Genomic DNA, 16328 nt, shown 5'->3' on the forward strand with positions numbered 1-16328 from the left:
TACTTATTTACGGTTCTAAAAGAACTGACCGAAGACAGTAGGGGACGAAAGTCATAAACTTCCTACCGAGGACAAATATCAAAATGATAATTGAACTCTCTATGTCTTTTGTGTGTAGAGATTTTTTATTTCTACAACCAAAATAAAATGGAGGTAAAAAAATGAGCGATTACAAAGTAAATGAAGCAACAATTGCTAAGAAAGCAGAATTGGTTGATGTTTACGCACAAAAAATGACTGAAGCAGCATCTATCGTTGTTGCAGATTCACGTGGTTTGTCAGTTGATCAAGATACTCAACTTCGTAAACAACTTCGTGAAGCAGGCGTTGAATTCAAAGTCGTTAAAAACTCAGTTTTGCGTCGTGCAGCTGAAAAAGCTGGTCTTGAAGGTTTGTCAGAAGCATTCTCTGGCCCATCAGCAGTAGCATTTTCTAACGAAGATGTTGTAGCACCAGCAAAAGTTTTGGCTGACTTTGCAAAAGATGCTGAAAATCTTGAAATCAAAGCTGGTGTTATCGAAGGTAAAGTTTCTTCTAAAGAAGAAATCCAAGCTATTGCGTCTCTTCCAAGCCGCGATGGACTTCTTTCTATGCTTCTTTCAGTGCTTCAAGCACCTGTCCGCAACGTGGCTCTTGCAGTCAAAGCTGTTGCAGAAAAAGAAGAATCAGCTGCTTAATTATAAGCAACATTACTTATATCGGCGGATTTACGCAACAAACTAAAAAATTAATAGGAGAATATTAAAATGGCATTGAACATTGAAAACATCGTTGCTGAACTTGAAAACGCAACAATCCTTGAACTTTCTGAACTTGTAAAAGCAATCGAAGAAAAATTTGACGTAACAGCAGCAGCTCCAGTTGCAGCAGCAGCAGGTGCTGGTGATGCAGCAGCAGCTAAAGATTCATTCGACGTTGAATTGACATCAGCTGGCGACAAAAAAGTTGCAGTAATCAAAGAAGTACGTGGAATCACTGGTCTTGGACTTAAAGAAGCTAAAGAACTCGTTGATGGTGCACCAACAATGATCAAAGAAGGTCTTTCTGAATCAGAAGCTAACGAAGTTAAAGAAAAACTTGAAGCAGCTGGTGCTTCAATCACACTTAAATAAGAATTTTATTCTTGTTTAAAAAGAAAATTGAATATTATCGATTTTCTATTAAAAATACTACCAAGTCTTTTCTTGGTAGTATTTTTTTTGCTATCTATGAGTCTCAAATTTTCAAAATTCTTCTTCAAATAGAGCAATAAGTTTAACTGCCCCAATACCAGCAGGGATAATCGTATATGGTTCAAAAATTGTTTGTTCAGTTGAATCGACAATGCTTGTCCAACCGGCAAAGTCATAGCCACGCAACTCGGGTTTTAGATAGGGAATGAAATTTTTTTCAACTGTTCGTACATCTGAGGGGTGGGTCCAAGAGAGTTCGACCTTGTTTATTGTACGAGAAGAATAGCGAATTTCGTATTCTAAAGGAGTCCACTGGGCATATAAATCATATTCTTTACCAACATTTTGAAGATAATCACCTGCAGTCCAAAGGAAATCGGGGCTTATTCCTGTTTTGTGCAAGGCAGAATTTTCACCAGCGTAGAGTGCAGCTTGCTCGCGGGAGATATTATGCGGGATCACATAATGACTATCGCGAACAATTTTCCAACCTTCAAAGTGGTAACCAGGCAGAGTGAGCGAAAAATCAGCAATTTCATGTTCTGTTTGACTAGAGTCTGAACTGATTGCCAATCCGACTTGTCGCTTATTATCAAAAATAGGCTGATAATCTTGTCTATTTTCAAACTTGACAGATGGACTAGTGCCACTATTTTTAATAAAGTTTTTCATTTTATCAGTGATGTTAAAATAATAGTTAAAAGTTGTTGATTGCTTGTTTGGATTCATAGGAGACTCCTTTCTCATCATTCAAAAATTAAAAAGTAAAACCACAATTTATAATTATAATCTTATTTTATAATATTTTAATTATAAACGAAAATGATTTGTGTATCTTTAATGTGAAGAGCTTACTGTTAATTTCAATAATTGTTTAGAGGTTAATGAATATCTTGTCTTTTCAGACTTAAAAATAAATCAAAATTCACAAAATGTCAATTGAATATATTTTAAAGAAAGAGAATTTATCTCTTTTTTTTTTTGACAATGACTGTCTACGAAAAATGAATAAAGTGCTAATGAAAATCTATTTTGTCAGATTTAATCAATAATTGTCAGCTAATAATTACAAAATTAATTGATTTATGTATTTTATTAATAGATTAATAGGCTAATAAATTCCAAATTTAATCTTATTCCATGCAATATATTTGCTCTTGAAACCAATATCTATTAGAATAGAAGTGAAGTAGGTAATAAACTACAACAGGAATAATTTTAGATGAAGCAAAAAGTATATTTATAAAAATAGATGGTGAGGTAGAGATGAAAAAGTTACTCTTTATATTTGGGACTAGGCCAGAATTTATTAAAGTTTATCCAGTAATCCAAGAGGCGAAAAGGCAAGGCAATCCAATTGTTCTGGTTAACACAGGGCAGCACAAAGAAATGCTCAATGAACTTTTAGATGAATTTTCTGTGGAAGTTGATTACGATTTAAAAATCATGGAAAAATATTCTGGTTTATCAGAAATTGTGGCAGGATCAATTAGCGGTCTTGACCCAATTATTAAAAAGGAACAACCAGATGTCATCTTAGTTCATGGTGATACTGCAGCTACTTTGGCTGGAAGTTTGGTTGCTTATTTTAATCAGATAAAGTTGGCACATATTGAAGCAAGTTTGCGAACTTACAATAAATTTTCACCATTTCCTGAAGAAATGAATCGTCAAATTGTTGGTTTGATGGCTGATTATCATTTTACACCAACAGAAATGACGAAAGAAAATCTTTTAAAAGAAGGTAAGCCGAAAAATCAGATTTTTGTAGTTGGAAACAGTGCTATTGATATGTTTCAGTATACTTTAAAGGATGATTATACAAATGAAGCTTTATCATGGCAAGCTGATAAGAAAATGATTTTAGTGACGGCTCACCGTCGTGAAAATTTGAGTGATTTAGAAGAAATTTTTGATGGAATTGCAGAGATTGCTGATGAATTTAGAGAAACACATAAAATCATTTATCCAATTCATATGAATCCAATCATTCGTGAAAAAGCGCAAAAATTACTGGAACATAGTAATATTAAAATCATTGACCCGCTGGATAAAATTAACTTTCATAATGTGATGCGTCATGCCGAGTTGATTTTAACTGATTCTGGTGGAATTCAAGAAGAAGCGGCTTTCTTAGGGATTCCAGTGCTTGTTTTACGTGATACAACTGAAAGACCCGAGGGTGTACTGGCTGGTACTTTAAAACTTGTGGGGACTTCAAAAGAAAATATTGTTAATGAGACTAGGACTTTACTGACAGACAAGACTAAATATGAAAGGATGTCAGGAAGTAAGAATCCTTATGGTGACGGAACAACTTCCTTGCAGATTGTTAATATTCTAAATGAAAAATAAAAAAATTAATTTAAAGTCTTTCCAGTCTGTCTGTCTCATTTTTATCTTCCTTTTTAATTTTGAGTTTATTTTCCGCTTATCAAATTTTACTTCTAGAGAAAAATTCTTTACCATTTTCTTTTTTGTGGCTCCTTTGATGCTTAGCTCATTTTTTATCATTACGGATAGCGAAAAAATTCCGAATTCAGTTAGAAATTTGAGTATTCTCGGTGTCTTTGGTTTCCTGATGTATGGTTCCAATCGCTTAATCGTTTCCTTGACTTACCTCATAGGTGGGGAACATGCTGTTCCACAGTTATTTCCCTTCCGATTTTTGATTGCTATCTTCATTTTACTTTGTTGTGCTTTAGCTTATTATGTTTCAACAAAGAAGATGTTAATTTATAAATTGGCAACATTGATTGCTTCTTTGTGGTTCGTTACATTGCCAATTATAACGATTCAATTCATTATTAAATTCTTGGTTGAACATCAAGGGTTTGATTTCTCGATTGTCAGTAATATGGATATCAGGTATCTGATTGTACCATTTATGCCAATCATGTATTTGAGTTTTTGTAAATTTAGTGGGATTGATGCCAAACAATTAGGAAAGAATATCAAATATACGGTTTATGTGCTCTTAGTTGTCTACATCGTTGCATTAATCGTTTATTCAGGAACTCAAGTAAATATTACCTTTAATTTTGCTCAAGAAGGTTTCTTTAATAGCATTGAGCTTAATTATAATGTCTTTTTGGCACATTGGATAGAAGGATTGACTGTATTTTCTCAATTCGTCCTACCAATTATTGCTTTTGCTTTAGTTATTGGATATAAGGGAGAAAAATCAAAGAAAAAGATACTGTCATTAAAACCAATTTATGTATTAATACTGGTTGCTCTGGGAGTTTATGCTTATCTTTTCCTTCTTAATCCACCAACTAATTTTATTCATTTTAATAACAAAATTTTTAATAGTTATTTTGCGCTACAAATTTTTGAAGTTGTTGTGATTATGCTTTTGACAATCTATACAGGTTTGAAAAAATTTATCAGACCAAGAACGAAGATATTGCTATATATTGGTTCAAGCTTGCCTTTCCTCTATTTATATATTGTAAGATATCATTATTGGAAACAAAGTTATTTGGTTTTTGATATTTTTGACCGTATCAATTATATTTTCTTTCTTTTTTCAATTTTTGTTTTTCTTTATTATACTGTGGAAGTCTTCATTCTTTGGTATTCTTATAGTAAAAGACAAAGAATTAACGCTCTTACTTTAAAAAATGAAGGACTAAAAAAGCAGTTCCATATCTATGTTTTAATCCCATGTCTGAATGAAGAATTAGTGATTCAAACAACTTTAAAAAGTATTTTAAAAAATGATTACGAAAATCTAGTGGTAACTGTTATTGATGATGCAAGTGATGATCGGAGCTTAGAAAAAATTTCTGAAATTCAAGATTCTCGATTGAATGTTCTAAGACGTATTAAACCTAATGCGCAAAAAGGAAAAGGGACGGCTTTGAATTGGGCTTATTATCAAATTAGTGAACAAATTCAAGAAGCTGGAATTGCTCCGGAGGATGTTCTTATTGCGATAATTGATGCCGATACAAAACTTGATAACAATTATTTTGAAAAAGTAAATATGGCTTTCAATCATGATGCTAAGCTTACTGGTTTGCAATCCAAGGTTCGTGTTGCCAATTTGATTAAAGATGCTTCACAAGACTTGGAATTTTCTGAAATTATCAATGCGACACAGATGTTTCGGACTTTGACCAATACAGTTGCTTTTGGTGGAAATGGACAGTTCTGTAAATTAAGTACTCTTCAGGCATTGAATGAAGACCCTTGGACAGATTCACTTGTTGAAGATTTTGATTTATCAACTCGTCTCTTTCTGTCAGATATTGAAGTTAAAAATGCTCAATTTGATGATATTTACATTGAACAGACAGGGATTATCAATGATAATGAAGCTTTGGTTAAACAACGAGTGCGATGGGCACAGGGAAATATTCAATCTTCAAAATATATTTTACCGACGATTCGGTCAAAAAAATTGCAGAATAAACAGAAGTTTGAATTATTGATGACCCTACTGAAACCTTGGTTAATGGGGATTGAATATATCATTGTAATTTATACACTGATTATGATTGTTAATTCTGCTATCCTATCAGGGATTACTCAATCACTTAAAATTGTTGTTGTGCTTTTTATCGTGATGTCAATTTATATTATCTTTGTGAATTTTGTATGGGCTATTCTTTATAACAAAGGAAAATCTCAAGAAAAAACAAGGGTGTGGGATGTAGTGAAAGATACGGTTAATCTGACGAAATTTCTACTTATTTTAACTCAAATTTATCCGCAGTCAGCCATTCGATATTTCAACTCTAAAAATGATTGGGTAAAAGCTAATCGTCAAGAAGAAAGTGTTGACCCTCATATTGATGAGCATAAAAAATAAGAAAAACCTGCCTTTTGGGCTAGGTTTTTTCTTTTGTATATTTGCGAAATTAGTTTTTTTAGTTTAAATATGTTAAAGTAGTTGTAGTTTTAATAATAAATCAATAACACAATGGGTACTGGTAAAAACTAAAATTACCGGTTGAGAAAGACCATCAGACTTGAACAGGTTAAGACCTGCGTAAGAATGTGTCCGAGTTTTAATTGTATTTTCTTTATGAAAATCTTTTAGCTTACTTTCTTATCATACTAGAGCCCTCCTTGTGTTAATAAAGGAGTTTTTTGATGTCAATTTTAGAAAAGATTCAAGAAAAACAACCACTTATCTTAAATTTAGCGAATTTTGTAACTCCACAAAGAGTTGCGGATGCGATTAGTTTTGCTGGTGGTTCACCATTAATGACTGCGGAAATTTCAGAAAGTGAAACTTTAGTTGAAATTGCAGATGCTGTAGTGGTTAATATTGGAACCATTTCAGAAAAGGATTATCCGCTTTTTTTGACTATTTGTCAGTTAGCAAATCAAAAGCACAAACCTTTAATTTTGGACCCAGTTGCTGTCAATGTCCCTTTTAGAGCAAATTTTGTCAAAAGATTAATGCAAGAGGTGAAATTTGATATCATTCGTGGGAATTCAGCGGAAATTGCTTGGTTTGCTGATAAAGAAAGCTTGAACAAAGGAATTGATGCACTTGAGTCAAATTTAGAAGTTGAGCACGCGCGAGTTGCTGCTCAAAAAACAGGGGCAGTCATTATTCAAACTGGAAAAGTTGATGTTATTTCTAATGGGTTTGAGGAACTATTTGTTGAAACTGATAGTCCACTTTTTAAAATTAATGTTGGCTGTGGGGATATGTTGTCAGCAATTGTTGGAACTTTTGCGGCTGTATCTGATGATTTATTTAAGGCGGCTTATGAAGCGACAGAATTCTTCGGTGAATCTGGTGTGAAAGCTACTGAGCAAGTAGAAAATCTACCAGGAAATTTTGTGAATCGTTTTCTTGATAAAATTTATCAAGCGACGCAAGAGGTTATATAAGGGAGAAAAAGAAATGATTGATGTTTCTAAAGTTGTGACAATCGCTGGAATTGATTCTTCTGGTGGGGCTGGTATTAATGCTGACCTAAAAACTTTTCATAATCAAAAAGTATATTCGGCAACGATTGTGACAGGGTTGACAGCGCAAAATACCTATGGAGTACAAGAAATTTTACCGACAAATAAAGCTTTTATTTTGGCTCAATTTGACTCAGTATTTTCTGATTTGGAAATTTCGGCAGCTAAAACGGGGGCACTTTTTGATACTGCTCAAGTTGAAGCGGTAATTCAAGGCTTGAAAAAATATAAACCGAAGCATTTGCTGGTGGATCCGGTAATGGTGGCTAAAGGCGGGGCAATTCTTTTGACAAGAGAAGCCATTGATTTGATAAAAAATGAATTGTTACCTTTAGCAGAATTGGTCACTCCCAATTTGGAAGAGGCAGAGGTTATGTGTGGCTATAAAATTACTGACGAAAAGGAAGTTTTAAAAGCCCTTCATGATATTCAAAAGTTAGGTACTAAAAATGTGCTGATTAAAGGGGGACATGGCAATGGAGAACTGGTCAGAGATTATTTATTGATGACAGATGGTTCTGTCAGTACTTATGACTCTAAAAGATTACTGACAGAAAGAACACACGGAACCGGAGATACACTTTCTTCTTATATTACAGCTCATTTAGCTTTAGGAGAAGATTTAAAAGAAGTGATGCCAAAAGCTAAATTGTTTATTACTGAAGCTATTTCACAAACAATCAATGTTGGTCACGGTCACGGACCGTTAAACCATTGGGTGACAATTAATGAAAAATAAAATTTTAGACCTGAGGGCATATTTTATTGCTGGCCCACAAGATTTTCCAAAACTTTCAATTGATGATGCAATCGATAAAATTTCTGTAATCATAAAAAGTGGAGTAACGGTTTATCAATTTCGTGATAAGGGAACAATTTATAAAAATAAAAATCAACGATTAGAAGTAGCAAAAAGACTACAAGAAGTAGCTCAGAAAGCGGCTGTTTCTTTTATTGTGAATGATGATGTTGAATTAGCGCGTGAATTGTCAGCTGACGGGATTCATGTCGGACAAGACGATGATTCTGTCAGTAAAATTCGTGAGCTGATTGGCCAAGAAATGTGGGTAGGACTTTCTGTCAGTAATGATATGGAATTAGAAAGCGCTCAAAAGAGTGGGGCTGACTATTTGGGAATTGGTCCAATTTATCCAACAAATAGCAAGTCCGACGCAGCAGAACCAATTGGGGTTGACCATTTAAGAAAAATGCTTGAGCATAATCAATTACCAACTGTTGGAATTGGTGGAATTACTGAAAATTCACTGACAGAGCTTTCAAAAATTGGTCTGGGTGGAGTTGCGGTAATTTCTTTGCTGACAGAATCCGAAAATTACAAAAATATGGTTCAAAAAATTAAGCAAAATATTAGATGAAAAAGATGTTGTACCCTTAAAAATACAACAAAACAAAATGATTCCGTTTTCTTTTTATTATATAAATTAAACTTACACAAATGTAAGTTTTTTTTCTTTAATAAATGTTATAATCAGAGTCATAAATGATATGAGATTAACTGAGTATTCTAAAAACCTCTTATTGATTTATATTTAAAAGGAGTTCCAATGGACAAGAAAAAAGAAATTCGTCTATTTTTGGCTAAAACAGTATTTTACTTTATAATTATTTTAATTCTGCTCTATCTTTATTCCTACAGTCATACTGGCGGAGCACACTTTATCTATAACGAATTTTAGAGAGAATTATCGAAGGAGTTAATTATGAAATTATTAGAACAAATTTTTGAAATTGCAAAAAAAGAACCAGACCTTATTGTACTTGCCGAGCGTGAGCAGAAATTTACTTACCGTCAATTATTTGCCGCGGTTTCACATATCTCAGAACAAATCAATGAACGCAATTTAAATCAGCGTCCAATCTTGATTTTCGGTAAAAACGATTTTATCACTTTAGCAGCCATGCTTGCGACAAATTTAAGGGGTCACGCTTATATTCCTGTTGATGCTCACACACCATTTGAGCGGACAGAAATGATTAAATCAGCGGCAAAACCAGCGGCGGTACTCACTACAGTTGAGCTGTCAGCAGATTTTGAAGCACTTTTTACTGACAGAATTTCTCTTGAACTTACTGACCAGATTTTGACTGACAAACTTCCAGCACTTGATTTTTCTAAAGCTGTTTCTGGAAATGACAGCAATTATATTATTTATACTTCTGGAACAACAGGAGTACCAAAAGGTGTTGAAGTCAGTCATGATAATCTTGTGACTTTCACCAATTGGATGAACAATGATTTTATGAAAATTGAAAATAATCAAATCTTGTCACAAGCCCTTTACAGCTTTGATTTATCAATTTTCAGCTTGTATCCAAGTCTTACAACTGGCGGAACATTAATTTCACTCTCACGTGACGAAACAACCAACTTCAAATTACTTTTTGAGCGTTTGAACAAAACGGTCATTAATACTTGGATTTCAACACCATCATTTGTTGATATTTGCTTATTGGACCCTTCGTTCACTGAGAAAGAACACCCTCAATTAGTTCAATTTATTCTCTGCGGTGAAGAATTAACAAAGAAAACAGCAGAAAAATTACTAACAGCTTTTCCGTCAGCAAATATATACAATACCTATGGTCCAACAGAAGCAACAGGAGCCATTTCGTCAGTAAAAATCACGAAAGAATTACTGACAGAAAATGATCGTGTCCCAATTGGTTTTGCCAAACCAGGTGTTGACTTAAAAATTATGGATAAGGAAATCATCATTGTTGGTGATTCGGTAGCCAAAGGTTACTTTGAAAATCCAGAAAAAACTGAGCAAGCCTTTTTCACAGTCGACGGAAAACCCGCTTATCATACAGGAGATGCCGGTTCAATTTCGGCTGACGGAATGCTCCGTTACCAAGGACGAATTGATTTTCAAGTTAAATTTAATGGATTCCGTATTGAACTTCAAGATATTGAAGCCAATATTCAAAACTTAAAAGAGATTGAAAAAGCGGTAGTCTTACCGAAAACGAATGACCAGCATAAAGTCACCGCATTAATCGCTTATTTAGAAACAGAAAAAACATTTGAAGACCGTGCAGCCGAACGCGCCTTCACAAAAGAACTCAAAGCTGAACTTTCAAAAACAATTATGGATTACATGATGCCAACTAAGTTTGTTTATCTTAAAAAGTTCCCATTGAATCAAAATGGCAAAGTTGACCGCAAGGCACTCGCCCAAAAAGAGCGAGGTGACAACTAGTGCAACCCTATTCAACACCCTTTTACTTCGTGATTTTAGGACTTGCTTTAATTCCTATCGTTATTGCCCAGCTTCTGGGCAAAAAACTCATGTGGTATCAAGTCCTATTGACCATCGCTTTTCTTTGGCTGACATTTTCGGGAACAGTGACAATTTGGGCATTAATCGGCTTCGGAGTCTTCCAGACCATCATTGTAAAATTCTATGAGTGGTATCGAGTAAAACAAAACAAGAATCAGAGTTTTGTTTTCTACCTCATCATTCTGCTCTCTATTTTGCCATTAGTGATTGTCAAAGTGCATCCTCTGTTCAATCCAGGACCTGGACCAGGTTCAATTCTTGGATTCTTAGGAATCTCTTACATCAGTTTTAAGACAGTAGCCATGATTATGGAAATACGAGACGGACTTATTAAAGCCGTTCCTCTTAAAGAATTTCTTTATTTCCTCTATTTCTATCCAACGATTTCATCAGGACCAATTGACCGCTTCCGACGTTTTGTTAAAGAACTAAAAGCGCCAGTTGTCACTGAGAAATACCTTGATTTATTAAATAAAGGTGTCTTTAGAATTTTCCAAGGTTTCCTTTATAAATTCATCATCGGATACTTGATTGACCAATATTGGCTACATGGCATTGCAATCTCTGCAACAATACACCCAAGCTTCTTGAATGTTTCATCATCAATGTATGCTTACGGACTCTATCTATTCTTTGACTTTGCTGGCTACTCACTCTTCGCTATTGGTGTCAGCAATTTAATGGGATATGACCTCCCACACAACTTTAACAAACCCTTCCTAGCTAAAAATATTCATGACTTTTGGCAAAGATGGCACATGACTTTGAGTTTTTGGTTCCGTGACTTTGTATTCATGAGATTAGTGAAAACATTCATGGTTAAAAAATGGTCGAAAAATATGATAACCATCTCAAATGTTGGTTACCTCGCAAATATGTTACTCATGGGATTCTGGCATGGTTTAACTTGGTATTACATCCTTTATGGTTTCTACCACGCCATGTTAATGATTGGGTATGACGCATGGAAACGTCTGAAGAAACGTAAAAACTGGAAAATTCCAGATAATAAATGGACAAGTGCTATAAGTATTTTCATTACATTTAATCTAGTATTTATCAGTTTCCTTATTTTCTCAGGAATACCAAATCACATCATTATGCACTGCATAGATCCACATTTTCCACTTCCTAACTTCTAAAAGGCGTTAGGCATATCATAAAAAAACATTAGGAGAAACAAAATGAAAGAACAAATTTTTGATATTATCGAAACCGTATCAGGCACAGACGAATTCCGTGAAGACTTAGACATGGATTTATTTGAAGAAGGAATTCTTGATTCAATGAGAGCCATCATGCTCATTGTTGAATTAGAAGGCGCTTTTGATATCAGTCTTCCACCATCAGAAATGGACCGTGAAGATTGGAATACAGCAAATAAAATAGCAGCACGCGTTCAGGAAAAAAAGGATGAAAATTAAAATTTTTAGAGCCATTGGCCCATTAATTGCAGCTTTAGCCCTTGTTGGCTTACTGATATTTCTCCCAATAAATGTTGGTATGAAATACTCAAAAGACCAACTTATTAAATTTGCTCAATCACCACTAAATACTCCAAGCTTTACAGGCTATTCAATTAAAAAACAAGCCTATTCAGACCCCGAGTTTTTACCAGTTCTTGGTTCATCAGAAATGGAACATGTGGATTCTTTTCACCCAAGTGCCTATTTCAAAAAATACAATTCTGGTTTTACGCCATTCTTAGTAGGACAACCAGGAACAACTACTTTAACCCACTTTTTCTACATGAACTCTGTGGCAAATGAGTTAAAAAATCGTAAAATTGTTTTTGTCATTAGTCCACAATGGTTTTCAAAACAAGGAATTGTTGAAAGTGAATTGAAAAACTTTGTATCCAAAGGTGAGATTTACGGTTGGTTAAAAGAAGCAGATCCTAAAGAAAATACCACCACCCAACTTGCAAAACATTTATTAAGATTTAGATCGCTTAAATCTGAAGAGACGATTTATAATTCTCTAGAACGTCTAGCAGATAAAAAACCACTGACCACTCTACAAAAAATGACTGTGGCGACCAATCTTCAATTTTGGCGAAAAGAAGATTTACTCTTCTCAAGTGTTTCACAATTCACAGCACAACCTCTTGGACTTACACCAAAAATTAATAAGTTTGCTAAAGAATTACCCAATGATCCAACCTCTGAAAACTTAGAAAAATTGGCAGTTGATCAAGGAAAAGATAGTTCAAATAACAATCCTTTCCAAATCAATAATAAAGTTTGGGATAAGAAAATAAAATCCAAATACAAACATCTTGAAAATTTTAAAAAGCATGTTACCTATTTAGAAAGCCCAGAGTATCAGGATTTCCAACAGCTCTTAAATGTGTTTGCCAAAAATAATAATGATGTTTTATTTGTTATTCAACCAGTAAATGGCTCATGGTCATCTTACACTGGAGTATCAAAAGCAACACTCGAAAATTTCAGCTCTAAAATTAAAACACAATTGCGCAGTCAAGGCTTTTATCAAATTGCTGACTTAACAGATATGTATAACACGCCTTATGCCTCTGGTGACACTGTCCACTTTGGTACTAAAGGTTGGTTGGCTACAGACAAAGCAATTGAAAAATTCATGAAGACACCAAGTAAGGTCAACTATCATATTGATAATTCGTTATTTTTATCAAAAGATTGGGCAATGAATGGTGCAACAGAGTCTATCATAAATTAAATAATAAAAAAAGATTGACAAAAATAGAAAGAACAGTTATAATTGTTTTGGTTATGCCATAAGCATAGCCGTCGGTAGGTGAGGCTACCGCAGGGATACGGGTTGCTGCCGCAGAGTCGTGGAGACACGATGAGAGGGCCAACAGTTCACGTCGAAAAACAAGGCGTGAAATAGTGCAACAACATCGCCCTGCGGAGCTAAAGCTTGAACGATAGCTTGTAACTGATTCGCTCTATAATAGTGATATCTTTTTTGGAATTATTCCCTTGCCTACGTTCAAGTTTTGTAGGCAAGGTTTTTTGTATTTAAAAAAGGAGGTGAAAAACGGAAATGGAATCCCAGACCATTAATAGTCCCGAGCCTGATAGGCCGCAGATAATTAACGTGATAAGAGCAGCTTTCCGTTTTTATCACCTTCTTTAAAGTGCCTAACGTTTGGGACTGTACACGCAAAAATATTATAGAATATGAGGTACAGACCAATGAAAAAAATTAGAAAAACACTCGAAAACACAAAAAGAGCTACAACATTTGTAGATAACAATGAAATAAATGCAAGATTAGAATTTGCAAAAACTTCTACAAAAGAGGAGCTATTTCAAAAATTTAAAACATCAAATAAAGGATTAAGTGAAGAACAAGTAGAAATCTCTCGTGAACAATATGGAGATAATACGATTACGCGTGGTAAAAAAAGTTCACTTATTAAACGGCTTTATCAAGCGTTCATCAATCCTTTTACCATTATATTGTTTGTCTTAGCATTAGTTTCAGCTTTTACGGATATTATCTTAGCAGCTCCTGGTGAGAAAAATCCCCAAGGACTCATTATCATTACTACAATGGTTTTAATCTCAGGAATTCTGCGTTTCGTTCAAGAGACTAGAAGTGGAAATGCTGCTGAGAATCTCTTAAAAATGATTACGACGACGACAAACGTTCATAGATTAGAATCAGGAAGTCAAGAGATTCCTATTGAAGAAGTTCTCGTAGGCGATATTATCCATCTATCAGCTGGAGACATGGTTCCAGCAGACCTTAGGATTATTCAAGCAAAAGACTTATTTATCAGCCAAGCCTCTTTAACTGGTGAAAGCGAACCAGTAGAAAAACTAGATTTAGCTACTGATGAAAAAGATGATTCAATCACAGAGTCAGTAAACCTAGCCTTCATGGGTTCAAATGTCATTTCTGGTAGTGCTTATGGAGTTGTAATTGCAACTGGAGATGCGACCATTTTTGGTGAAATGGCAAAAAGTGTAACCGAAGACTCAACTAAAACAACTTTTGAAAAAGGCGTTAACTCAGTTTCATGGGTCCTTATTCGCTTTATGTTAGTTATGGTTCCATTTGTCTTATTGATCAATGGTTTCACTAAAGGTGATTGGATGGAAGCTGCACTATTTGCTTTAGCAGTTGCTGTTGGTTTAACACCAGAAATGTTACCAATGATTGTGACAACTTGCCTAGCAAAAGGTGCAGTCACAATGTCAAAAGAAAAAACAATCATCAAGAACCTAAATTCTATTCAAAATCTAGGTTCAATGAATATTCTCTGCACTGATAAAACTGGAACATTAACACAAGATAAAGTAGTATTAATGCGTCATTTAGATATTCATGGGCAAGAAAATATTCGAGTATTAAGACATGGATTTTTGAATAGTTACTACCAAACTGGTTTAAAGAATTTAATGGATTTGGCAATTATTGAAGGAGCCGAAGCCAAGCAAGATAAAAATCCTGAACTGGGTGGTCTAAGTAGTAAATATACAAAAGTTGATGAAATTCCTTTTGATTTTGAAAGACGTCGGATGAGTGTTGTAGTAAAAAGCAATACTAATGGAGCGACTTCAAAAACGCAAATGATTACTAAAGGTGCAGCTGAAGAAATGTTAGACATCTGTACTTTAGTCGAAGATAAGGGAAATGTTGTTCATTTAACTCCTGAACTCAGAGCATACATTCTGAAAAAAGTTGATGAACTTAACGAAGAAGGAATGCGCGTGATTTTAGTCGCTCAAAAAACAAATCCTTCACCAATAGATACATTCTCGGTTCAAGATGAATCTGAAATGGTGTTAATGGGTTATCTTGCCTTTCTTGATCCACCCAAAGAATCTACAGCAAAAGCAATCAAAGCACTCAATAAATATGGGGTATCAGTTAAAATCTTGACTGGTGATAACGATAAAGTTACTCGTTCAGTTTGCAAACAAGTAGGACTTCCAGTTGATAAAACTATTTTAGGTTCTGATATCGACCAATTAGATGATAATGAATTGGCAAAGGTTGCCAAGGAAGCTTCTGTTTTTGCTAAGTTATCACCTCAACAAAAAGCCAGAATAGTAACAACACTTAGAAATTCAGGCAATAGTGTCGGCTATATGGGAGATGGTATTAATGACGCAGCAGCAATGAAATCATCTGACGTTGGAATTTCAGTAGATAGTGCTGTAGATATTGCCAAAGAGTCAGCTGATGTAATTTTGTTAGAAAAAGATTTAATGGTTCTTGAAAAAGGAATTATTGAAGGAAGAAAAACCTATGCTAACATGATTAAGTATATAAAAATGACAGCAAGTTCTAACTTTGGTAATATGTTCTCAGTTCTAATCGCTAGTGCATTTTTACCATTTATTCCAATGTTATCTATTCATATTCTCTTACTTAATTTAATCTATGATTTCTCTTGTACCGCTATTCCTTGGGATAATGTCGATGAAGAATATTTGGTTGTTCCAAGAAAATGGGATGCAAGTTCTGTAAGTAAATTCATGTTGTGGATTGGCCCAACAAGTTCCGTATTCGATATTACAACTTATCTCCTAATGTTCTTTGTGATTTGTCCAGCAACATTTGGACCATTTAGCTCTCTTGTTCCTGGAAGTGTAGCATATATTGGATTTATCGCGCTCTTCCATACTGGTTGGTTTGTTGAATCAATGTGGACTCAAACCTTGGTTATCCATATGATTCGTACTCCTAAAATCCCATTTTTACAAAGTCGTGCTTCGGCTCCACTAACAATCTTAACTTTCATGGGAATCATTGGACTCACAATCATTCCATTCACAAGCTTTGGACATTCAATTGGTTTAATGGCTTTACCAATTAACTTTTTCCCATGGCTAATTTTAACAGTAGTGATGTATATGATGCTTGTCACCATATTTAAAAAAATATTTGTTTCAAAATACGGTGAATTACTTTAAATAAA

14 protein-coding genes, 2 riboswitches and 1 other annotated feature are annotated in these 16328 nt (G+C 34.4%); of the genes, 13 read left to right on the plus strand and 1 reads right to left on the minus strand.

Annotation, left to right across the window (positions count from 1 at the left end; genetic code table 11):
• Positions 1-10: 10 nt before the first annotated feature.
• Positions 11-136: a sequence feature (ribosomal protein L10 leader region), on the plus strand.
• Positions 137-161: 25 nt separating this feature from the next.
• Positions 162-677, plus strand: coding sequence for a 50S ribosomal protein L10 (gene rplJ / locus MHB61_RS02600; protein WP_003130213.1), 516 nt, complete (start codon positions 162-164; stop codon positions 675-677).
• Positions 678-746: 69 nt separating this feature from the next.
• On the plus strand, positions 747-1112 hold the full coding sequence (gene rplL, locus MHB61_RS02605) for a 50S ribosomal protein L7/L12 (RefSeq protein ID WP_003130214.1): 366 nt from the start codon (positions 747-749) through the stop codon (positions 1110-1112).
• 111 nt (positions 1113-1223) lie between these two features.
• Here the strand turns inward: rplL and MHB61_RS02610 are convergent, their stop codons facing one another.
• Positions 1224-1901, minus strand: coding sequence for a hypothetical protein (locus MHB61_RS02610; RefSeq protein ID WP_003130216.1), 678 nt, complete (start codon positions 1899-1901; stop codon positions 1224-1226).
• A gap of 537 nt (positions 1902-2438) precedes the next feature.
• Here MHB61_RS02610 and wecB point away from each other — a divergent pair.
• From wecB to mgtA, 11 genes are all read left to right on the plus strand, one after another.
• Entirely contained in the window at positions 2439-3527 is a 1089-nt protein-coding gene (wecB, locus tag MHB61_RS02615; protein ID WP_003130218.1) for a non-hydrolyzing UDP-N-acetylglucosamine 2-epimerase, read from the plus strand.
• Entirely contained in the window at positions 3517-5991 is a 2475-nt protein-coding gene (locus MHB61_RS02620; RefSeq protein WP_137015872.1) for a glycosyltransferase, read from the plus strand. Before wecB ends, MHB61_RS02620 begins: the two co-directional genes overlap by 11 nt.
• Positions 5992-6092: 101 nt before the next feature.
• A riboswitch (TPP riboswitch) is annotated at positions 6093-6195 on the plus strand.
• Positions 6196-6275: 80 nt separating this feature from the next.
• Positions 6276-7028: a hydroxyethylthiazole kinase gene (gene thiM / locus MHB61_RS02625; protein WP_003130220.1), complete on the plus strand. Its 753-nt coding sequence runs from the start codon at positions 6276-6278 to the stop codon at positions 7026-7028.
• A gap of 13 nt (positions 7029-7041) precedes the next feature.
• Positions 7042-7845: a bifunctional hydroxymethylpyrimidine kinase/phosphomethylpyrimidine kinase gene (thiD, locus tag MHB61_RS02630; protein ID WP_003130221.1), complete on the plus strand. Its 804-nt coding sequence runs from the start codon at positions 7042-7044 to the stop codon at positions 7843-7845.
• Positions 7835-8482 carry a thiamine phosphate synthase gene (gene thiE / locus MHB61_RS02635; protein WP_003130222.1) on the plus strand — a complete coding sequence of 216 codons (648 nt, stop codon included), beginning with the start codon at positions 7835-7837 and terminating at the stop codon, positions 8480-8482. The genes thiD and thiE overlap by 11 nt, the downstream gene beginning before the upstream one ends.
• A gap of 189 nt (positions 8483-8671) precedes the next feature.
• Positions 8672-8803 carry a teichoic acid D-Ala incorporation-associated protein DltX gene (gene dltX, locus MHB61_RS02640; protein ID WP_003130223.1) on the plus strand — a complete coding sequence of 44 codons (132 nt, stop codon included), beginning with the start codon at positions 8672-8674 and terminating at the stop codon, positions 8801-8803.
• Positions 8804-8827: 24 nt separating this feature from the next.
• Positions 8828-10327, plus strand: a complete 1500-nt coding sequence (gene dltA, locus MHB61_RS02645) for a D-alanine--poly(phosphoribitol) ligase subunit DltA (protein WP_003130224.1) — start codon at positions 8828-8830, stop codon at positions 10325-10327.
• A complete protein-coding gene (dltB, locus tag MHB61_RS02650) occupies positions 10327-11550 on the plus strand; it encodes a D-alanyl-lipoteichoic acid biosynthesis protein DltB (protein WP_010905856.1) in 1224 nt (407 codons plus the stop codon). Before dltA ends, dltB begins: the two co-directional genes overlap by 1 nt.
• Positions 11551-11592: 42 nt before the next feature.
• Positions 11593-11832 carry a D-alanine--poly(phosphoribitol) ligase subunit DltC gene (dltC, locus tag MHB61_RS02655; protein ID WP_003130226.1) on the plus strand — a complete coding sequence of 80 codons (240 nt, stop codon included), beginning with the start codon at positions 11593-11595 and terminating at the stop codon, positions 11830-11832.
• Positions 11822-13108 carry a D-alanyl-lipoteichoic acid biosynthesis protein DltD gene (gene dltD, locus MHB61_RS02660; protein WP_010905855.1) on the plus strand — a complete coding sequence of 429 codons (1287 nt, stop codon included), beginning with the start codon at positions 11822-11824 and terminating at the stop codon, positions 13106-13108. The genes dltC and dltD overlap by 11 nt, the downstream gene beginning before the upstream one ends.
• 63 nt (positions 13109-13171) lie before the next feature.
• Positions 13172-13332: riboswitch (M-box (ykoK) riboswitch) on the plus strand.
• 258 nt (positions 13333-13590) lie between these two features.
• Positions 13591-16323, plus strand: a complete 2733-nt coding sequence (gene mgtA / locus MHB61_RS02665; RefSeq protein ID WP_003130229.1) for a magnesium-translocating P-type ATPase — start codon at positions 13591-13593, stop codon at positions 16321-16323.
• The last annotated feature ends 5 nt before the right edge of the window (positions 16324-16328 follow it).

Source organism: Lactococcus sp. FSL K6-0773, assembly GCF_038006485.1.
In the GTDB taxonomy this organism is placed as follows: domain Bacteria; phylum Bacillota; class Bacilli; order Lactobacillales; family Streptococcaceae; genus Lactococcus; species Lactococcus lactis.